This window comes from Pseudoduganella buxea (assembly GCF_009720835.1).
In the GTDB taxonomy this organism is placed as follows: domain Bacteria; phylum Pseudomonadota; class Gammaproteobacteria; order Burkholderiales; family Burkholderiaceae_D; genus Rugamonas; species Rugamonas buxea.
Window position 1 is genome coordinate 50245 of the sequence record NZ_WNKZ01000012.1, and the last position, 19624, is coordinate 69868.

A 19624-nucleotide genomic window follows, 5' to 3' on the forward strand; every position below is an offset into this window, starting at 1 on the left:
CAGGCTGGGTAAGTGTCAAACAGACCGATAAGAACACAGGAGATGAAATGCATTATCCCAAGGCAAAACAAAAATTGATCGCGCTGGCCGTGGCCAGTGCCTGCGCCACGGCGGCGTGGCCGGCACTGGCCCAGGAGCAGGCGGCCACTGCGGCCACCACCGCTGGCCAATCCACCAGCGCCGCCACCGGCGCGGGCGACGACCAGCCGGTGCAGTCCGTCGTCGTCACGGGCCTGCGCGCCAGCATGCAGTCCTCGCTGAACCTGAAGCGCAATTCCGACGGCGTGGTGGACGGCATCGTCGCCGAGGACATCGGCAAATTCCCCGATACCAACCTGGCCGAATCGCTGCAGCGCATTTCCGGCGTGTCGATCGACCGCTCCATCGGCGAAGGCTCGAAGATCACCGTGCGCGGCGTCGGCCCGGACTTCAACATGGTGCTGCTGAACGGGCGCCAGATGCCAACGTCGAACCTGGGCGACCTGAATGGCCGCGCCTTCGACTTCGCCAATCTGGCCTCGGAAGCGATCTCGCAGATCCAGGTCTATAAAACCAGCCGCGCCGACACGCCCACCGGCGGCATCGGCGCCACACTGAACGTGATGACGGCGCGTCCCCTGGATCGCCCCGGCTTCCAGGCCAGCGTGGGCGTCAAGGGCGTGTACGACAAGTCGTCCACCAACCTGCCGGGCGACGTGGAATCGGGCAAGCGCGTGACGCCGGAAATCTCCGGCATCTACAGCAATACCTTCAACGACAATATGTTCGGCATCGCCATCACGGGCAGCCACCAGGAGCGCAACCTGGGCTACAACACGGCCGCGGTATCGAGCGGCTGGAAGGGCCCGTTTCGCGGCGACGAGAACAATTGGGGCACCATCCCCCAGCCCGGCACGCCAGGTTCCGGGAACATCACCAACCGGCCCGGCGCCAGCGACATCTATTCCGTGCCGCAGAACCTGAACTACGCCTTCTCGGGCGTACAGCGCGAGCGCACCAACGGCCAGGTCACGTTCCAGTTCGCGCCCCGCAAGGACATCACGACCACCCTGGACTACACCTATTCGCAGAACAAGATCCACACGCGCCGGCAGGACCTGTCGGCCTGGTTCAACTTCGGCACGTCCGCCAGCAGCTGGACGGACGGGCCGGCGGCCGGCCCGCTGGTCTACACGGAATTCCTCCCCGCCGCGAACAGCGATATCGCCATGGGCGGTGCCGACTTCGCCACCAAGACGCAGAACAAGTCGCTGGGCTTCAACGCCGCCTGGAAGGTCAGCAAGGACCTGAAGCTCGAATTCGACACGCACCGCTCCACCGCCGAATCGATGGCGGACAGCCCGTGGGGCTCTGACAATGTGCTGGGCACCTCGTCCTTCAGCCGGGGCGACACGACGGCCGACTTCAGCCAGGACTTCCCCGTGCTGTCGATCCAGGGGGCGGACTTCAACCGCGCACCCCAGCAGGTCACCGGTTCGGCCTTCCGCAACGGCTACATGAAGGGCGAAGTGGAGCAGACCCAATTCAAGGGCCGCCTGAAGCTGCTGGAGCGCTCGGAGCTGAACTTCGGCCTGTCCGCCACCAAGGTCGACAACCGCTCGGCCTTCTCGACCCAGCAGCGCGACACGTGGAGCGGCGCCACCAGCCCGGCCGACTACCCGCGCAGCGCCTGGCACGCCGAGACGGTACGCCAGTACTTCAACAAGATCGATGGTTCCGGCAACCCGAACCTGTTCAACAACTTCTACACCTTCAACTTCGGCGAAGTGCGCCAGCTGGCCATCGACGCATCCGGTCGCCCGGACCTGTACTCCGTCAAGGACCATTGGGATACCGACCAGCGTACCGAGGAAAAGTCGAAGAGCCTGTACCTGCAGTTCAATACGGACTGGGATACGGCGCTGCCGATCCGCACGGCGCTGGGCCTGCGTTACGAAAAGACGGACGTCGTCTCCACCGCGCTGGTGCCCACCGCCACGTCGATCAGCTGGGTGTCGCAGAACGAGCTGCCGGTGCAGTTCGGCGCGCCCACCTTCACGACCTTGTCGGGCAAGTACCATAACCTGCTGCCCAGCCTCGACTCGGACATCGAACTGCGCGAGGACATGAAGCTGCGCCTGTCGTACGGCCAGACCATCGGCCGCCCCCGCTACGACCAGATCGCCGGCGGCACGGTGCTGAACAACCTGGCCCGCCTCGATGGCGGCACCGGCTCGCAGGGCAACCCGGCCCTGAAACCGGTCAAATCGAAGAATCTCGACCTGTCCTACGAGTGGTACTACGGCAAGCAGAACTTCTTCGCGCTGGGCTTCTTCAAGAAGAACCTGGACAATTACGCGGGCCAGTCGAAGATCGACGCCACGCCGTTCGACCTGCACACGCCGGTGGGCGGGCCGCTGTGGAACCTGGCGCTGGCGAACGGCTGCAGCAATGCCGACACCACCTGCATCCGTAACTACATCTTCCGCAACCACCCAACGGCGCCGGGTGTCACGCCGGGCAAACCCGACGCCTCCGGCAACGAAACCGGCACCATCGTCGGGCAGCCGGGCGACCCCATCGCCAAGTTCCAGATCACCACCTTCGCCAACCAGAAGAAGGCCGACCTGAAGGGCGCCGAGATCAATGTGCAGCACATGTTCGGCAACAGCGGCTTCGGCATTTCCGCCAACTACACCTATGTCGACTCGGGCCTGGGCTATAACAACGCCGGCATCGGCGAGCAGTTCGCGCTGGTGGGCATGTCCGATTCGGCCAACGTGATCGGCATCTACGAGAACGACAAGTGGACCGTGCGGGCGGCCTACAACTGGCGCGACGAGTTCCTGGCGTCGACCTTCGATGCGGCCGGGCCGAACCCGATCTACACGGAAGCGTACGGCCAGTTCGACCTGTCCGTCGGCTACAACGTCACGCCGCAGCTGTCGGTACAGTTCGAGGGCATCAACGTCACCAACGAGACGTCACGCCAGCACGGCCGCACCAAGAGCCAGCTGGTGAACGCCACGCAGTCGGGACCGCGCTACATGTTGGGTCTGCGCTACAAGTTCTAAGTCCACCTCCTGGTGACCGGGGCCGGTTCCTGCGAACCGGCCCCAGCTTTTTGCTTGTCCAATTAGTTTTTCGGTTAAACTTTTAGACACATCCCTCAGGAATAATGTATGTCCCAACCGGTTCGGCATATCGTGATCGTCGGTGGTGGTTCGGCCGGCTGGCTGGCGGCGGGCATTATCGCGGCCGACCACCAGGCCCACGCGAACGCGGGGTTGAAGGTGACGCTGATCGAATCGCCCGACGTGGCGCCGATCGGTGTCGGCGAAGGCACCTGGCCCACCATGCGCGACACGCTGGCCCGCATCGGCGTGACGGAAACGGCCTTCTTCCGCGAATGCGACGCTGCCTTCAAGCAGGGCTCGCGTTTCAACGGCTGGCGCGGCAGCGGCGGCGACGATTACTATTTCCACCCATTCGTGCTGCCGCAAGGGTATGGCGACGCCGACCTGGCCGGCCCCTGGCGCGAGCGCTACCCCCACGTGCCGTTCGCGGACCTGGTCAGCTTCCAGCCGCACCTGTGCGTGGCCGGGCGCGCGCCGAAGCAGGCCGCGACGCCCGAATACGCGGCCGTGGCCAACTACGGCTACCACCTCGATGCCGGCAAATTCGGCACCTTCCTGAAAAAACACTGCCTGGAGCGGCTCGGGGTGCACTACGTGCCCGATCACGTCACCGGCATCGCGTCGCACGAGAACGGCGACATCGCCGCGCTGCAGACGAAGACCCACGGCCCGCTGGCGGGCGACCTGTTCATCGACTGCACGGGCATGCAGTCGCTGCTGCTGGGCCGGCACTTCCGCGTCCCCCTTATCCCGCAAAAGCACGTGCTGTTCAACGACAGCGCGCTGGCCGTACAGGTGCCCTACCCGGCCGACGACAGCCCGATCGCCTCGCAAACCACGTCCACGGCCCAGCGGGCCGGCTGGATCTGGGATATCGGCCTGCCGACCCGGCGCGGCATCGGCCATGTATATTCGTCCGCCCACACGAGCGATGAGCAGGCCGAAGCCGACCTGCGCGCTTATATTGGTAACTGCGTCGGCCACTGCGTGGAAGGGGGCAGCGGCCAGCCTGATATTCCCCAGCCGCGCAAGCTGACCTTCGAGCCGGGCTACCGGCAGCAGTTTTGGCACCGCAACTGCGTCGCCATCGGCCTGTCCGCCGGCTTCATCGAGCCACTGGAAGCATCGGCGCTGGCGCTGGTGGAGCTGTCGGCGGCGATGGTCAGCGACGAGATGCCGGCCACGCGCGCGGCCATGGACATCGTCGCGGCCCGCTTCAACGACGCGTTCACGTACCGCTGGGAGCGCGTCATCGAGTTCCTCAAGCTGCACTATGTGCTGAGCGCGCGCGACGGCGCCTACTGGGAAGACAACCGGCGCGATGAGACGGTGCCGGCGCGCCTGCGCGAGCTGCTGACCTTGTGGCGGCACCGGCCGCCGTCGCGCCTGGACTTTAACCGCATCGAGGAAGTGTTCCCGTCGGCCAGCTGGCAGTACGTGCTGTACGGGATGGGCTTCCTGCCAGAAAGCGGCGGCACGCGCCGCGCCGGCGTGGCGGCCGAACCGTTCTACCGCGAGGCGGCCGACCTGACGCGCCGCATGCTGGGCGCGCTGCCGTCGAACCGCGAACTGATCGAGCATATCCGCAGGCACGGCCTGCAAAAAATCTAAAACAACGAAGAGACACCATGCCCAATCCCGTCATGCTGAACAACGTCCACCACAAGGACCTGCGCGTCGTCACGCGCCGCGCCGCCGCCTATGGCGACGACGTGATGTTCGCCACCACCTTCCCCGCCGAGTTCCGCACCTTGCAGGGCTATTACCCCATCGTGTTCCGCAAGACGGACGACGCGGTGTCGTTCGAGCCGGTGGCGCTGTTCGGCTTCTACGAGGGCGAAAACCTGTTCCTGAACGAGGCCGGCTGGGATGCGGCCGAGGTGCCCCTGATGATCGAGCGCCAGCCCTTCCTGATCGGCCGCAACGGCGAGGAGCTGACGGTGCACGTGGACCTGGAGCACCCGCGTGTCGCCGCCGCCGATGATACCAACAGCGAAGCGGCCTTTCTGCCGCACGGCGGCGTGTCCGACTACCTCGAGCGCATCAACTCCGTGCTGCTGACGATCCACCAGGGCCTGCAGGCGGTGCCCGGCTTCGTCAAGGCGCTGCTGGAGCACGAGCTGCTCGAATCGTTCGTCTTCGATATCGAACTCGATGACGGCTCGCAGAACCGCCTGGCCGGCTTCTATACGATCCACGAGGAGCGCCTGGCCGCGCTGGACGGTGCCGCGCTGGCCCGGCTGCACGCTGCCGGCCACCTGCAGGCGATCTACATGGTCGTGGCGTCGCTGACGCAGTTCCGCCCGCTGATCGCGCGGAAAAACCTGGCCCATGCTGCCGGTCGCTGAGCTGCGCGGCGTCGGGCCCGATGGTCTGACGGCGCGCATCCTGGAATCGACCCAGCCGCTGATCCTGCGCGGCCTGGTGGACCGGTGGCCGCTGGTGCAGGCGGCGCGCACGTCGCAGCAGGCGGCCGATGCCTACCTGCGCCGCTTCTACCAGGGCGCGAACGTGGTGGCCATGCTGGGCCGCCCGGACATCGACGGCCGCTTCTTCTACAACGAGGACCTGTCCGGCTTTAATTTCTTCCCCGCCAACGTGCGCCTGGACGGCGTGCTGGAGGAACTGGAAGACCACCGCGACGACGAGCGCCCGCCGGCGATCTATGTCGGCTCCACCGCCATCGATGCCTGCCTGCCCGGCTTTCGCGGCGAGAACGACGTCGACCTTCAGGGCCGCGACGCGCTGGCCAGCATCTGGATCGGCAACCGCACCCGCATCGCCGCCCACTACGACCTGCCGGACAACCTGGCCTGCGTGGCCGCGGGAAGGCGCCGCTTCACCTTGTTCCCGCCGGAGCAGGTGGCCAACCTGTATGTGGGCCCGCTCGACTTCACGCCGGCCGGCCAGGCCATCAGCCTGGTCGACTTCCGCCAGCCCGACCTGGCGCGCTTTCCCCGCTTCGCCGAGGCGCAGGAGCACGGCCAGGTGGCCGAGCTGGAAGCAGGCGACGCCCTGTTCATCCCCAGCACGTGGTGGCACCACGTGGAGGCGCTGGACCGTTTCAATGTGCTGGTCAATTACTGGTGGCGCCAGTCGCCCGGCTACATGGACACGCCGACGAACGCGCTGATGCACGCCATCATGACGGTGCGCGACCTGCCGCCGGCCCAGCGCGATGCCTGGCGCGCGCTGTTCGACCATTACGTGTTCGACCAGGACGAACAGACGGCCGCCCATATCCCGCCGGCGGCGCGCCGGGTACTGGCGCCGCTGGACGCCGATGCCACGCGCGCGCTGCGCGCCCAGCTGCTCAAGCGGATGAACCGCTGACCCGACAACATCACAAAAAAGCAGGAGACAAACCGTGGAACAAGCCAGACAAAAACGCCCGATCAGGAAGGTCGTCATCGCCGGTGGCGGCACGGCCGGCTGGATGGTGGCGGCCGGCCTGTCGAAGTCGCTGGGCCGGCGCCTCGACATCAAGCTGATCGAGTCCGATGAAATCGGTACCGTCGGCGTGGGCGAGGCCACCATCCCGACCTTGATGAATTTCCACCACCTGATGGAAATCGACGAGCGCGAGTTCATGGCCGAAACGATGGCCACCTTCAAGCTGGGCATCAGCTTCGAGAACTGGCGCGACGTCGGGCTGGATTACATCCACTCCTTCGGCACCACCGGCACGGACCACTGGACGGCCGGCTTCCAGCACTTCTGGCACAAGGGCCGCGAACGGGGCGTGGCCGGCGACTACGGCGACTACTGCCTGGAGCTGAAAGCTTCCCTGCAAAGCCGCTTCGCCCACCTGCCGCAGAACGGCATGAATTACGCCTATCACATGGACGCGGGACGCTACGCCAGGTTCCTGCGCAAGTTCAGCGAACGCTTCGGCGTCGAGCGGGTCGAGGGCAAGATCGCCGAAGTGAGGAAAGACCTGATCAGCGGCGATATCCGCGCATTGCGACTGGACTCCGGCGTCGAACTGGAAGGCGATCTGTTCATCGACTGCACGGGCTTTCGCGCCCTGCTGATCGGCGAGACCATGGGTGTCGGCTATGAAGACTGGTCGCACTGGCTGTTCAACGACAGTGCCGTGGCGCTGCAGACGAAATCCGTGGGCGACGCCATTCCGCTGACGCGTTCCATCGGCCGCGAGGCCGGCTGGCAGTGGCGCATCCCGCTGCAACACCGGGTCGGCAATGGCCTGGTGTATTCGAGCCGGTATACCGACGACGAAGCGGCCCTTGCCACCTTGCAGGCCAATGTCGAGGGCGAAGCCTTGACGCAGCCGCGCGTGCTGCGCTTCAAGCCGGGCCAGCGGCACCAGACGTGGAAGGGCAACTGCATCGCCATCGGCCTGGCCAGCGGCTTCCTGGAACCGATCGAATCGACCAGCATCCACCTGATCCAGCGCGGCATCATCCGCCTGATGCAGATGTTTCCCAGCGACGGCATCAGCCAGGCCGACATCGACGAATACAATGCCCAGGCCCAGGCGGAGATCCACCACATCCGCGATTTCATCATCCTGCACTACAAGGTCACCGACCGCCGCGACACGCCGTATTGGCGCGATGCGGCCGGCATGAAGGTGCCTGCCTCGCTGCAGCACCGCATCGACCTGTTCCGCGAAACGGGCCGGGTGTTCCGCGTGCCGAACGAACTGTTCGCGGAGAACTCGTGGATCCAGGTGATGCTGGGCCAGGGCATCCTGCCGGCGCAGCACCACCAGACGGCCGACCTGATGGGCGACGAGGAACTGGCCCACTTCCTGGGCGGGATCAGCGGCGCCATCGACCGCACGGTGGCGCAGCTGCCGTCGCACCAGCAGTATGTGCAGCAGTACTGCGCCGGCACGGGCTGGTAGCGGCAGGGACGGCCTGGCATCGCGCCGGCTCGCCCTTTGCGTGCCGGCGTGACAATCGGTGAGTCTTTTGTGCCCGCGCATCGGGTATAAACAAGGTTTTTTCGGAGCTCAACCGTGCGTATCCCTTCCACCGCCGCCGTCGCGCTGGCGCTGCTGGCTGCCGGCAGCGTGATCGCGCAATCCGCGCCCACGCCGCCCGCTTTCAAGCTCAAGGGCGAGGAACCGCTCGGCAGCCACCTGAAACGCAATGCCGCCATCGGCAGCCTGCCTTTCGATAAGACCTATGCGCAATTGACGGACGAGCAGAAGGCCATGGTGCGGGCCAGCTACGAATCGATGGGGCCAGGCGACGAGCCGCCGTATCCGAAGCGCGGTCCGAAGCGGCTGTTCCAGGCCGTCGGCGAAATCCAGCGCAAGGTGCATATCGAAGGAGATTTCGACGCGGGCGTGATGGTGGGGCCCGACGGCAAGGCGCAGGAAGTACGCATCTACAAGTCGGCTTCGCCCGAGATGACGCAGTTTCTCGGCAACCTGCTCGTCGTCGAGGACTACAAGCCGGCCCTGTGCCAGGGCAAGCCGTGCGTGCAGGAGTACCCGTTTCGCGTCAGGCTGAACTACGAACATCGCTGAAGCGGCGGCGCCGCTGGTAGACTGGCATTGCCCGCAACCCGACCAGGAGAACAGTATGAGTAGTGAACAGACCTGCGGCGACGACGTCGCCCTCGTAATGCAGCGCACGTTCGCCGCACCGCGCGAGCTGGTGTTTCGCACCATGGTGGAAGGCGAGCACCTGGCCCACTGGTGGGGGCCGCGCGAGTGCACCGTTACCGTGGCACGCGCCGAGGCGCGGCCGGGCGGCGTGTTCCATTACTGCATGCATCCGCGCGACGCGGCCGCCGCCGGCATGGACGTGTGGGGCCGCTTCGATTACCGCGACGTCGAGGCACCCGCGCGGCTCGTCTTCGTCAACGGCTTTGCCGACGAAGCGGGCAACCGCATCCGCTACCCGCTGCTGCCCATGTGGCCCCTGGAAGTGCTCAACACCGTCACCCTGGAAGAGCGCGATGGCGGCACCGTCATGACCCTGCACTCCGTGCCGGTGAACGCCACGCCAGCCGAATGCGCCGTGTTCCAGGCCAGCCATGCGTCGATGCAGGGCGGCTTCGCCGGCATGTACGACGTCTATGACCAGTACCTGGCCGGCCTGGCAGGCGGCGCGGGAGCGCAGGCATGATGCGCCTGTGGGCAACGGCGCTCTTGTCCACAGCCATGGCGCCGGCCATTGCCGCGCCGGTGACCTACGACATCGACCCCACCCACACCTTCCCCAGCTTCGAGGCCGACCATATGGGCATCTCGGTCTGGCGCGGCAAGATCAACCGGAACAGCGGCAAGGTGGTGCTGGACCGGGAAGCCGGCAGCGGCAGCGTCGATATCGTCATCGACCTGGCCAGCATCGACTTCGGCCAGGATGCGCTGAACGCCTGGGCGCGCGGCAAGGACTTCTTCGACATCAAGCGCTTCGGCAGCAAGGCCACCTACCGGGGCACGCTGGCCGGTTTCCGCGACGGCGTGCCGAGCGAAGTGCAGGGCGAGCTGACGATGCACGGCATGACGAAACCCGTGGTACTGAAGCTGAACAGCTTCAAGTGCATTCCCCACCCGATGCACAAGCGCGAGCTGTGCGGCGCCGATGCCGCCGCCGCCTTCAACCGCGAAGCGTTCGGCCTGGCGGCCGGCAAGGACTACGGCTTCTCGATGGATGTCGCCCTGCGCATCCAGGTCGAAGCGGTGGCGGCGAAGTAGCCTGGCGGTTCGTCAACGATTCTTCAGCGATTCGTCAGCGATTCGTCAGCGTCACGCCGGCGGCCACCAGCACGCCGCCGGCCACCATCGATACCAGCACCGGCTCGCCCAGCAGCAGCGCCGCCAGGCCGATGCCGAATACGGGCACCAGGTTGTTGAACACGGCCGTGCGCGACGCGCCGATGGCTTTCACGCCTTCGTAGTACCACACGAAGCCCAGCACCGTACCGAAGGCACCCAGGTAGCCCAGGCCGGCCCACACCGGCCAGCCGATGGCGGGCCAGTCCACGCCCCCCACTTCCCGTGCCGCGCCGATGGCCAGGAACAGCAGGCCCCACAGGGCCGCATAGGTGGTGGCGGCGATCGGGCTCAGTCCCTTCAGTGCCGAGCGGCCCAGCAGCGTGTAGGCGGCCCAGCAGCTGATCGCGCACAGCATCAGCAGTTCGCCCACGCCCACCGACTGGCCGATATCGTGCAGCGCGCCGGCCGGATCGCCCCGCGTGATGACGATGGCCGCGCCCACGAACGCCAGCGCGATGCCCAGCCACTTGACGCCGCTGAGACGTTCGCGCAGCAGCAGCGCGGCGGCCAGCGCCGTCACGATGGGATTCAAGGCGATGAACAGCGCCGCACGGCCGGCCGGCATCTGCCCCAGCGCGCCGAAGAAGCACAGGTTGTACAGGAAGATGCCCGTCAAGCCCAGCGCGGCGGTGGCCAGCATCTGCTGGCGCGTCAGGCGTGGCAGCCCGCCTTCGCGCTGCCACGCAACGCCCAGCAGCAGCACCACCGCCACGGCAAAGCGCAGGGCGGCGGCCGTCATGACGGGCAGCGCATGTGCGACGATGCGCCCGGCGATGAAGGTGCCGCCCCAGAACAGCGTGACGAACACCAGCTTGGTGTAGACCAGCGACGCCGGTGCCGCCAGCGGGGCGGCGGCGGGTATGGTCAGCGTATTATTTTTCATGGCGTGCTTGCGGAATCAGTGAAGGAAGACATACAGTAATGGTTATCCCAACTCATGCGCAAATGAGTAAATCCTCATGATCCCCGTCCCATGACCATCGCACAATGACCTTCACCCAACTGGAAATTTTCGTCATGGTGGCCGAGATGCGCGGCTTCACGGCGGCGGCCCTGCGGCTGGGCATCAGTCAGTCGGCCGTGTCGCATGCCATCAAGTCGCTGGAAGGCGAGCTCGATGCCCAGCTGGTCGAGCGCGAACAGGCCGCCGTGACCGTGACGGAGCTGGGCCAGCGCCTGTTGCTGCGCGCCCGCGAAATCCTCGGCCTGGCCGAAGCGATGCGGCAGGATGCAGCGGTGGCGCGCGGGCTGCACCGTGGCCTGCTGCGCATCGGCTCCTTCGGCCCCACCGCCTCGCTCAAGCTGCTGCCGGCCATCCTGCAGGCCTACCGGCAGCGTTATCCCGGCGTGGAAGTGCAGATCGACGAGGGGCCCGATGCGGCTGTGCTGCAGTGGGTGGCGGACCGGCGAGTCGACGTCGGCTTCGCCGTGCTGCCGGACGACCGCTTCGACACGGTGCCGCTGGTGGAAGACCAGCTGTCGGCGCTGATCCCGCGCGACCATGCGCTGGCCGGGCGCGACGCCATCACCCTGGCCGAACTGGGCGAACATCCGTTCATCATGCCCGAGGCGGGCTGCTCGGCGCTGATCGAGCCGCTGTTCGCCGCGGCCGGCCTGGCGCCGCAGGTACGCTACCGCATGTCGCAGATGGTGACGGTGCTGCACCTGGTCGAGAACGGCGACGGCATCACCGTGCTGCCCGAGCTGGCGCTGCCGCATGGCCTGGCGCAGACGCATCCCCGCATCGTCGTGCGGCCCCTGCGGCCGGTGGTGCGGCGCCGCGTCGGTTTAATTCTGCGCAACCTGGGCCGCGCTTCGCCGGCGGCGCAGGCCTTTGCCGACATCGCCCGCGACGTGGCGGGCACTAGCCCCCGCACAGCATGAACAGCCCGGCATAAGCCAGCAGATTGGCCGGCGCCAGAATCGCATGCACGGCCCAGGCGCAGATGGCGCACAGCGCCAGCACGACGCATAACAGGCCGGCAGCTTCGCGGCGCGGTGCCATCGTCACGCCGCCCGCAGCCGCGCCACGGCGCGGTCGTCGATCGGCCAGTGCAGGGCCGCCGCCGCCAGGCCGACCAGGATGGCGGCGCTCCACACCAGGTCATACGAGTGCGTCGCGTCGAACACGGCGCCGCCCAGCCACACGCCCAGGAAGCCCCCCACCTGGTGGCCGACGAAGACCAGGCCGAACAGGGTGGCGATGTACTGCACGCCGAACACCTGCGACACCAGGCCATTCGTCAGCGGCACGGTGCCCAGCCACGTCAGGCCCATGACGAAGGAAAACAGGTAGACGGTGGCGCTGCTGGCCGGCAGCAGCATGAAGGCCAGCATGGCGCCCGAGCGCACCAGGTACAGGCCGGCGAGCAGGTGCTTGCGCCGGTACAGGCTGCCCAGCTGGCCGCAGGCATAGGTGCCCGCCACATTGGCCAGCGCGACGATGGCCAGCGCCGCCACCCCCGTGTGCGGCGGGAAGCCCCGGTCCAGCAGCCACGCGGGAAAGTGCGCGGCGATGAAGGCGAGCTGGAAGCCGCAGGCGAGAAAGCCCAGGTTCAGCAGCCAGAAACCGCGGTGCGACAGGGCCTCGCGGATGGCCTGGCGCATCGACTGGGCCTGCCGTTCCGGTGCCGCCACGGCGCGGTCCTCCAGCGGCCACGCCAGCGGCAAGGCCAGTGCCAGCACGACGGCGAAGGCGGCCAGCGCCGCGGCCCAGCCGATGCCGCCGATCAGGCCCTGCGTGGCCGGCACCATGGCGAACTGGCCGACGCCGCCGATGGCGCCGGCCATGCCGAGTGCCCAGCTGCGCCGCTGCGGCGCCACCAGCCGGCTGATGGCGCCGTACACGACACCGAAGGTGGTGCCGGCCAGCGCCAGGCCGATCAGCACTCCACCGGACCAGGCCAGCTGCCCAGCCGTCGTCGCCTGCGCCATCAGCAGCAGGCCGGCCGCATAGGCCAGGCACCCTGCCACCAGCATGCGGCGGGCGCCGTAGCGGTCGGCCAGCATGCCCGCCAGCGGTTGCGCCAGGCCCCACACCAGGTTCTGCAAGGCCAGCGCGAAGGCGAATTCCTGCCGGCCCCAGCCCCGCGCCGCCGTCATCGGCAGCATGAACAGGCCCTGCACGTGGCGCATGCCCAGCGCCAGGCCGATGATGATGCCGCCGCAGACGACGATGGCCAGCGGCGATGCGAATTTTTTCATGGGTGACCCTCCTGTGCCGAGGATAGCGGCGGCACGGGCGTGGCGCGAGCGGTGAATCGGCATGCGATCCATGCGCGCCACGCATGGCGCCAGGTCAGCCGGGCAGCCGGGCCAGTTCCGTCACCGTCGCGGCCACGTGGCCGAGCAGCCAGTCGCGTACCGTGGCGACCTCGGGACGCGGCACGTCCGCCTGCAGCAGCCAGTAGCCGTAGTCGGCGACGGCACGACGGCGGCCCGGCTGGGCAACCAGGCGGCCCTCGCGCAGGGCCGGCAGGATCAGCGCCAGGCGGCCCAGGGCCACGCCATTGCCTTCGATGGCGGCCTGGATCAGCTGGTCGTACTGGTTGAAGCGCAGCATGCGCGCCGGCCGCGCCGCCACGCCGCAGGCCTGCAGCCACGGCGCCCAGTGCAGGAAGGCATGGGCCGGGTCGTCCAATTCGAGCAGCACTTGCCGGGCCAGCGCGGCATCGTCCCGGAAGGCGCCCGCCGCCACGGCGGGGCTGGCAACGGGCACCAGTTCTTCCGCAAACAAGTGCAGGGGATTGGCCAGTAAATGAGCGGCCGGTGAATGAGCGGCCCGCACATGGGCGGCCGGGCTGTAGCGGATCGCCAGGTCGACGCCTTCGCGCGCCAGGTCCATCACGCGGTTGCTGGTTTCCACGCGCAGGTCGATGTCCGGATGGGCCGCCTGGAAGTCGCCCAGCCGGGGCAGGACCCACAAGGAGGCCACGCCGATGCTGGCCGATATCGTCACGGGTCGCGTGCCCGGCCGCAGCGACACCGCCAGGTCGGCTAGCTGGTCCAGCCATGGCGATGCCAGCGCAAACAGCTGCCGGCCTGCGTCGGTCAGCGCGATCTGGCGCTTGCCGCGCACCAGCAGGGCCGTGCCCAGGCGCGCTTCCAGGGCCTGGATCTGCCGGCTCACGGCGGACTGCGTGAGGCACAGGTCGCGCGCCGCCGCCGTGATGCTCAGGCGCCTGGCGGTGGCCACAAAGCCGCGCAGCGCATCGAGGGGTGGCAGGTTGAGCAACGGGTTCGTCACGCGCCGCTCCGTGCTGCAATGTCGCTGACAGTGTCGATGACGGCATCGCCACCCCTCAGGCGCGCCAGCCGGAAGGATTTTTCGCTATCGTGGGCAACGTCGGCCGGGATGAGGCCGATGCGCGGATCGGCACCGGTGCGGTGCGCTTTTGCCGCCAGCAGCGTTGCCAGGTGGGTGCCGGGAAAACCGGTCGCACCGGTCAGCAGTACCAGCATTGAGTGCCCTCTTCGGATGGGATAGTCGAAGTATAAGGCGTGCCGCCGGGCGTTGTCGCGGCGCGGCCTGGACCAGGGAGGAAACAGATGGACAATTTCAAGCAGGTCATTACCAAGGGCCTCGTGCCCGGCACGCTGGCCAGCGTGATCTCGACGGCGGCGCTGGCGCTGCGCGCCAGGCGGGAAAGCGGCAGCCCGTATGCGGGCACGAACGCCACCAGCCACGCCGTGTGGGGCGACGAGGCCTTCACGCGCAATGCGCCGTCATGGAAGTACACGCTGGTGGGTTACGGTATCCATCACGCCAGCGCGCTGTTCTGGGCCACCATCTTCGAGCAGGTGGCGGGCAAGGTCCTGGACCGCAAGTCCCCGGCCGCCACCACGCTGGCCGCGGCCGGGGCGGCGGCCGTGGCCTGCTTCGTCGACTACAAGCTCACGCCCAAGCGCCTGCAGCCCGGTTTCGAGGAACGGGTGTCGCGCAAATCGCTGGCGCTGGTGTATGCGGCCTTCGGCCTGGGTCTGGCGGCGGGCGCCTACTTCAACCATCGGGACCGCCAGGGCAGGTGACTCTGCGCCGGGACGTCAGCCTTCGGCCGGCAGTTCGGCCTGCGCCAGCCACGCGCGGCCGGCCTCGAGCACCTGGGCCAGTTCGCGGCGCACGGCGGCGAAATGTGGTGCCAGGTCGGTGTCCGGACGTTCGACGATGGCCATCTCCGCCTCCATCGTGGCGCGGATCAGGCGCTTCGCACCCAGCACGCCGATGGCGCCGCGCAGGGAGTGAAAGATGCGGGCGGCATCGGCCGGCCGATGTTCGGCCAGGGCGCGGTCGGCCTCGTCGGCCGGGTGCATGCCCCCTTCCAACGCGCCCTGTACCATGCGCCGCATCAGCGCCCGCCCTTTCGGGTCGCGCCCCATCACCTTTGCCAGGTTGTCCATATTGAAGACGGGTTCGTCCGCGGCGGCGGGCGCTGCCGGCAGCGCGGCCGGTACCGGGGCACGCCGCCCGGCAGGCAGGTGGCGCTCGATCACGCCCATCATCTCTTCCACCACCACCGGCTTGGCGATGAAGTCGGTGATCCCCGACTGCACGCTGCGGTCCCGTTCCGAGGCCAGCACGCCGGCTGTCATCGCGATGACGGGCAGTGCCAGCCTGAGTTCCTGGCGGATCAGGGTGGTGGCCGTGAAGCCGTCCATCACGGGCATCTGCATGTCCATCAGCACGATGTCGTAACGCTGGGGCTCGGCACGCAGAACGTCCACCGCCTGCTGGCCGTCGCTCACCACGTCGAGCGTGGCGCCGACCTGCTCCAAGAGGCCCCGGGCCACGGCCTGGTTCAGCAGGTTGTCCTCCACCAGCAGGAAGTGCACGCCGGCCAGCCGCTCGGGCTTGACCCCGGCCGGCAGCACCGTTTCGTCCGCGCCGGCCTTGGCCACCAGGGCCTGGTGCAGCGCCTCGAACAGGCTGGAACTGGTGATCGGCTTGACCAGCACCACGTCCGTCTCCGGAGTATTCGAGATTTCCTCCAGCCGTTCGCGCGCGAAGGCATTGATCATCGCCACAATGGGCTGGCGGTGGCCGTCCGCTGCCAGGCGGATGGCATGGGCGGCGGCCAGGCCGTCGCGGCCGGTCATGTGCCAGTCCGCCAGCACCACGTCATAGGGCTGGTGGCCGCGCATGCGCTGCTGGAACTGTTCGAGGGCGGTGGCGCCCGTGTCGGCCAGGTCGGCGCGCCAGCCCCAGGCCTCGATCAGCTGGCCGATCATCTCGCGGCTGGTGCGGTTGTCGTCGGCCACCAGCACGGACAAGGGGCCGATGGCCGGCTTGCGTTGGGCGTCGCGCTGTCCGGCCAGCTCGAAGGGCAGCTCGAACCAGAACGTGCTGCCTTCGCCCGGCGCGCTGCGCACGTGGATCGCGCCGCCCATCAGTTCGATCAGGCGGCGCGTGATGGCCAGGCCCAGGCCGGTGCCGCCGAAGCGGCGCGTGATGCTCTCGTCGCCCTGCGTGAAGGCGCGGAACAGGTGGTTCAGCTGCGCCGGGTTCATGCCGATGCCGGTGTCGCGTACTTCGAAGCGCAGCACGACCCGGTCCGCGCATGGCGGATCGGAGGGTCCCGGATCGATCTGCACCACCACTTCGCCCTGCTGGGTAAACTTGATGGCATTGCCGGCCAGGTTGACGAGGATCTGCTGCAGCCGCAGCGCGTCGCCTCGCAGCAGGCGCGGCACGTCGGGTGCGACGACGATGGCCAGTTCCAGCTCCTTGTTGCCCGCGCTCATCGTCATCGTCGTGGCCAGGGTGCTCATCGATTCGTCCAGGTCGAATTCCACCGGCGACAGCTCCATCCGCTGCGCCTCGATCTTGGAAAAATCCAGCACGTCGTTCAGGATGCCCAGCAGCGAGTCGCCGGCCGTGCGGATCATGTTCAGGTACTTGCGTTGCTGCGCCGTCAGGGTGGTGTTCTGAAGCAGGTAAGCCATGCCCAGCACGGCGTTCATCGGCGTGCGGATCTCGTGGCTCATGTTGGCGACGAAATCGCTCTTGGCCCGGTTCGCGCTTTCGGCGCGGTCGCGCGCCCGCTCCAGTTCCGCCGCGCGCGCTTCCAGTTCCAGCAGCAGCGTGTGCGCGCGCGCGTCGGCTGCCTGGCGCGCCGCCATCAGGTCGTTGAAGGCGGCCGTCAGTTCGCCGATCTCGTCGCGCGCGGCGACGGGCAGCGGGACGAAGGCATGCGGCGAATCTCCCAGGGCGCGGATGGCGTCGCGCAGGCGCACCAGCGGCGACATCAGGCGCAAGGTCACCAGCGCGATGATGGCCGCCGCCGCCAGCGAGGCGAGCGTGCCCCACAGGGCCAGGCGCAGCTGGGCGCCCTGGAACGGCGCGAACGCTTCATCCTCGGGCAGCGAAGCCGCCAGGACCCACGGCACCGATTTCAGTCGCTTCACGCTGGTAAGCATGCGGACGCCGTCGATATTCGGGCCGATCCGCGTGCCTTCAAAGCCGCTCGCCAGCGCCGCCGTCAAGGCCGGGGCGCCGTGCGGCGGCCGGGGCTGCAGCACACGCTCGAGCTGCGGGTGCAGTACGTATACGGGCCTGGTGCCTTGCGTGACGGCATAGTAGTAACCGGTGCTGCCGACCTTGGCCGTGCGCAGGTGGCCCAGCAGGTTGTCGCGGTACACGCGCAGCACGCCGATGACGATGCATTGCACGTCGCCTGCTTCGCCCAGCACCGGCGCCACCATCTGCACCACCGGCTTCTTGCCCACCTTGCCCAGCACCGGTTCGGCGATGATCGCGTGCCGCTCTGCCATGACGTGCTTGAAATACGCGCGGTCGGCCACGTTGGTGCCGGGTCGCCCCGGCAGCGCCGGGATATCGGCGACGACGATGCCCTGCGGGCTGACGACCAGGACATCGTCGAACAGGCTCAAGACGGCGCGGTTCTCGTAGAAGCCGCGCAGGGCGGCGGGGTTGGTGCACAGCTCGCGCGGCTGGTAGCGCGCCGACTGCGCCACGATATCGCGCAGCATCGCCAGCTTGTCGTCCAGGTCCTGGGCCGTACGGCTGACCAGGGCATCCTGCTGGGCGAACAGCACGCGCGTGAAATCGGTCCGCATGCGCTGCCCCTGCAGCGCCGTGACGAGCGCGATCATCACGATCGACGTGAGCGTGGTGGCCAGTGCCACTTTTGCCTTGATACCGAGAGGTTTCATCGTCCCTCGTGCGCGTTGCGGATGGAAAGGAGCAAGCAGCCATCATAATCCCGCTACTGTCCGGACGGCCACGCGCGTTGCATTGTCGGCGTGACAATGGGCATTCCGCCGCACAATTGCGGCCGAAAATTGCTTGGCAAAGCGTCAAGGAAGAGCCGTTTCGGCCTTCGCTTACAGTACACTGTGGCCATCCGAACCCATCTTGCACACCCATGGACCAGCTTCCTGCGATCACTCTGCCCGGCGCCACAATTGAAATCCTGAAGGCCCGCTGCGCGACCTGCAGCATGCACCAGCTGTGCCTGCCGATGGGCCTCGACATGGGCGATATGGACAAGCTCGACAAGATCATCGGCCGGCGCCGCCGGGTGGCAAAGGGCGACGTGCTGTTCCGCATCGGCGACCCGTTTTCCAGCCTGTACGCGATCCGGCTGGGCCACTTCAAGACCTACCAGATCAATGCCGGCGGTGAAGAGCAGGTGACGGGCTTCCAGATGGGCGGCGAACTGCTGGGCATGGACGCGATCAGCACGGACAAGCATTATTGCAGCGCCATGGCACTGGAAGACAGCGAGGTGTGCGAGATTCCGTTCGCCAGCCTGGAGCAGCTGCTGGTCGACATGCCGACCCTGCTGCGCCATTTCCACCGGATGATGAGCCAGGAAATCACGCGCGAGCAAAGCGTCATGCTCCTGCTCGGCAATATGCAGGCCAGCCAGCGCTTCGCCGCCTTCCTTGTCAACCTGGCGTCGCGCTACGAAGCACGGGGCTACTCGGCCACGGCCTTCCAGCTGCGCATGTCGCGCGAGGACATCGGCAACTACCTGGGCCTGACCATCGAAAGCATCAGCCGCCTGCTGAACAAGTTCAAGAAGCTGGGCCTGCTGGAAGTGGCCAACCGCGAACTGCGCGTGCTCGACCTCCCCCGCCTGAAAGCCATCACGGCCGGCACCGAACCCTGCGGCTGACCCGCGTTCGCATCCGGCGTCGGACACCGAATGCGGACGTCGAATGTGAGCAGCTACAGTTGGCTGAAAATCGGTGTCTGACACCGGTCTAGCAGTAACTATTGTTGCTGCGGGCTCAGCGTGATGGCATGCTCGGCGGGCCACAGCCACTGGCCTTCGAGGCGCCACGTCTTGTGCGCGTCCTCCACCAGCACGACCCAGCGGCTGCGTTCGAGCAGCGGCAGCGGGATGGCGAAGCTGCCGTCCGCGGCCGGATGCAGCAGCAGGCGGATGTCCTTGTCCGGCTGGGTGGCGTGTGCCAGGTGCAGCGGCAACGGGCCGGTAACGGCCTTGCCGCCGGCGGTGGCGATGCGGCCGCGCAGCTGGCCTTCGGCCGCGTCGTAGCGCAGGGCCACGGTGACGCCCAGCGCACCGGCGGCACGGTCGCGCCGCAGGTCCTGGTTGATCGCCTTGCCCTTCTTGTAATAGTCGCCCACCACCAGCGCATCCTGCTGCGAGAAGGCGATCCAGCCCGTATAGAAGCAGGCCACCAGCACGATGGCAGGGCCCAGCATCAGCAGCCATGGCCAACGCTGCGCATACCATGGCGACGGCAAATCCAGTGGGTAATCCAT

General features: G+C 67.5%; 18 protein-coding genes. 11 read left to right on the plus strand and 7 right to left on the minus strand.

Going from position 1 to position 19624, the window contains the following annotated elements; genetic code table 11:
* The first annotated feature begins 47 nt into the window (after positions 1–47).
* The 8 genes from GM672_RS06775 (at position 48) to GM672_RS06810 (ending at position 9792) form a co-directional block, all read left to right on the plus strand.
* Positions 48–3053 (plus strand): TonB-dependent receptor, encoded by a 3006-nt coding sequence (locus GM672_RS06775; RefSeq protein WP_155469771.1) that lies wholly within the window; start codon positions 48–50, stop codon positions 3051–3053.
* Positions 3054–3161: 108 nt separating this feature from the next.
* Complete coding sequence (locus tag GM672_RS06780; RefSeq protein ID WP_155469772.1) at positions 3162–4727, plus strand: tryptophan halogenase family protein; 1566 nt, start codon at positions 3162–3164, stop codon at positions 4725–4727.
* Positions 4728–4744: 17 nt separating this feature from the next.
* Positions 4745–5464, plus strand: coding sequence for a SapC family protein (locus tag GM672_RS06785; RefSeq protein ID WP_155469773.1), 720 nt, complete (start codon positions 4745–4747; stop codon positions 5462–5464).
* The gene (locus tag GM672_RS06790; RefSeq protein WP_155469774.1) at positions 5448–6449 is read left to right on the plus strand and encodes a cupin-like domain-containing protein; all 1002 of its coding nucleotides are present in this window, start codon (positions 5448–5450) and stop codon (positions 6447–6449) included. Before GM672_RS06785 ends, GM672_RS06790 begins: the two co-directional genes overlap by 17 nt.
* 34 nt (positions 6450–6483) lie before the next feature.
* Positions 6484–7986 carry a tryptophan halogenase family protein gene (locus GM672_RS06795; protein WP_260099322.1) on the plus strand — a complete coding sequence of 501 codons (1503 nt, stop codon included), beginning with the start codon at positions 6484–6486 and terminating at the stop codon, positions 7984–7986.
* Positions 7987–8100: 114 nt separating this feature from the next.
* Positions 8101–8616, plus strand: a complete 516-nt coding sequence (locus GM672_RS06800) for a hypothetical protein (protein WP_155469775.1) — start codon at positions 8101–8103, stop codon at positions 8614–8616.
* 55 nt (positions 8617–8671) lie between these two features.
* The gene (locus tag GM672_RS06805) at positions 8672–9220 is read left to right on the plus strand and encodes an SRPBCC family protein (RefSeq protein ID WP_155469776.1); all 549 of its coding nucleotides are present in this window, start codon (positions 8672–8674) and stop codon (positions 9218–9220) included.
* Positions 9220–9792, plus strand: a complete 573-nt coding sequence (locus GM672_RS06810) for a YceI family protein (protein WP_155469804.1) — start codon at positions 9220–9222, stop codon at positions 9790–9792. The genes GM672_RS06805 and GM672_RS06810 overlap by 1 nt, the downstream gene beginning before the upstream one ends.
* Before the next feature lie 34 nt (positions 9793–9826).
* Here GM672_RS06810 and GM672_RS06815 read toward each other — a convergent pair whose 3' ends face one another.
* Positions 9827–10756: a DMT family transporter gene (locus GM672_RS06815; RefSeq protein ID WP_155469777.1), complete on the minus strand. Its 930-nt coding sequence runs from the start codon at positions 10754–10756 to the stop codon at positions 9827–9829.
* Positions 10757–10860: 104 nt separating this feature from the next.
* On the opposite strand from GM672_RS06815, the gene GM672_RS06820 reads away from it, so the two are divergent.
* A complete protein-coding gene (locus GM672_RS06820) occupies positions 10861–11757 on the plus strand; it encodes a LysR family transcriptional regulator (RefSeq protein ID WP_155469778.1) in 897 nt (298 codons plus the stop codon).
* Here GM672_RS06820 and GM672_RS06825 read toward each other — a convergent pair.
* The 4 genes from GM672_RS06825 to GM672_RS06840 all read right to left on the minus strand — a co-directional run bounded on the left by GM672_RS06825 (position 11738) and on the right by GM672_RS06840 (position 14334).
* Positions 11738–11878: a hypothetical protein gene (locus tag GM672_RS06825; protein ID WP_155469779.1), complete on the minus strand. Its 141-nt coding sequence runs from the start codon at positions 11876–11878 to the stop codon at positions 11738–11740. The genes GM672_RS06820 and GM672_RS06825 overlap by 20 nt on opposite strands.
* A 2-nt stretch (positions 11879–11880) precedes the next feature.
* Complete coding sequence (locus GM672_RS06830) at positions 11881–13077, minus strand: MFS transporter (protein WP_155469780.1); 1197 nt, start codon at positions 13075–13077, stop codon at positions 11881–11883.
* A 94-nt stretch (positions 13078–13171) separates the two neighbouring features.
* Entirely contained in the window at positions 13172–14119 is a 948-nt protein-coding gene (locus GM672_RS06835) for a LysR substrate-binding domain-containing protein (protein ID WP_170299957.1), read from the minus strand.
* On the minus strand, positions 14116–14334 hold the full coding sequence (locus tag GM672_RS06840; RefSeq protein ID WP_155469781.1) for a Rossmann-fold NAD(P)-binding domain-containing protein: 219 nt from the start codon (positions 14332–14334) through the stop codon (positions 14116–14118). Before GM672_RS06840 ends, GM672_RS06835 begins: the two co-directional genes overlap by 4 nt.
* Positions 14335–14421: 87 nt before the next feature.
* On the opposite strand from GM672_RS06840, the gene GM672_RS06845 reads away from it, so the two are divergent.
* Positions 14422–14901, plus strand: coding sequence for a hypothetical protein (locus GM672_RS06845; protein ID WP_155469782.1), 480 nt, complete (start codon positions 14422–14424; stop codon positions 14899–14901).
* Between the two features lie 15 nt (positions 14902–14916).
* On the opposite strand, the gene GM672_RS06850 is transcribed toward GM672_RS06845, so the two are convergent.
* Positions 14917–18042, minus strand: a complete 3126-nt coding sequence (locus tag GM672_RS06850) for a HAMP domain-containing sensor histidine kinase (protein ID WP_155469783.1) — start codon at positions 18040–18042, stop codon at positions 14917–14919.
* Positions 18043–18254: 212 nt separating this feature from the next.
* Here GM672_RS06850 and fnr point away from each other — a divergent pair, with 212 nt between their 5' ends.
* Positions 18255–19010, plus strand: a complete 756-nt coding sequence (gene fnr / locus GM672_RS06855) for a fumarate/nitrate reduction transcriptional regulator Fnr (RefSeq protein ID WP_155469784.1) — start codon at positions 18255–18257, stop codon at positions 19008–19010.
* A 98-nt stretch (positions 19011–19108) separates the two neighbouring features.
* On the opposite strand, the gene GM672_RS06860 is transcribed toward fnr, so the two are convergent.
* Entirely contained in the window at positions 19109–19624 is a 516-nt protein-coding gene (locus GM672_RS06860; protein WP_155469785.1) for a FixH family protein, read from the minus strand.

Coding starts and splice junctions, on each gene's coding strand:
- GM672_RS06850 (WP_155469783.1), bottom strand. CDS start 18,042: ATGAAACCTCTCGGTATCAAGGCAAAAGTGGCACTGGCCACCACGCTC.
- GM672_RS06830 (WP_155469780.1), bottom strand. CDS start 13,077: ATGAAAAAATTCGCATCGCCGCTGGCCATCGTCGTCTGCGGCGGCATC.
- GM672_RS06790 (WP_155469774.1), top strand. CDS start 5,448: ATGCTGCCGGTCGCTGAGCTGCGCGGCGTCGGGCCCGATGGTCTGACG.
- GM672_RS06820 (WP_155469778.1), top strand. CDS start 10,861: ATGACCTTCACCCAACTGGAAATTTTCGTCATGGTGGCCGAGATGCGC.
- GM672_RS06810 (WP_155469804.1), top strand. CDS start 9,220: ATGCGCCTGTGGGCAACGGCGCTCTTGTCCACAGCCATGGCGCCGGCC.
- GM672_RS06805 (WP_155469776.1), top strand. CDS start 8,672: ATGAGTAGTGAACAGACCTGCGGCGACGACGTCGCCCTCGTAATGCAG.
- GM672_RS06775 (WP_155469771.1), top strand. CDS start 48: ATGCATTATCCCAAGGCAAAACAAAAATTGATCGCGCTGGCCGTGGCC.
- GM672_RS06845 (WP_155469782.1), top strand. CDS start 14,422: ATGGACAATTTCAAGCAGGTCATTACCAAGGGCCTCGTGCCCGGCACG.
- GM672_RS06815 (WP_155469777.1), bottom strand. CDS start 10,756: ATGAAAAATAATACGCTGACCATACCCGCCGCCGCCCCGCTGGCGGCA.
- GM672_RS06785 (WP_155469773.1), top strand. CDS start 4,745: ATGCCCAATCCCGTCATGCTGAACAACGTCCACCACAAGGACCTGCGC.
- fnr (WP_155469784.1), top strand. CDS start 18,255: ATGGACCAGCTTCCTGCGATCACTCTGCCCGGCGCCACAATTGAAATC.
- GM672_RS06840 (WP_155469781.1), bottom strand. CDS start 14,334: ATGCTGGTACTGCTGACCGGTGCGACCGGTTTTCCCGGCACCCACCTG.
- GM672_RS06825 (WP_155469779.1), bottom strand. CDS start 11,878: ATGGCACCGCGCCGCGAAGCTGCCGGCCTGTTATGCGTCGTGCTGGCG.
- GM672_RS06780 (WP_155469772.1), top strand. CDS start 3,162: ATGTCCCAACCGGTTCGGCATATCGTGATCGTCGGTGGTGGTTCGGCC.
- GM672_RS06860 (WP_155469785.1), bottom strand. CDS start 19,624: ATGGATTACCCACTGGATTTGCCGTCGCCATGGTATGCGCAGCGTTGG.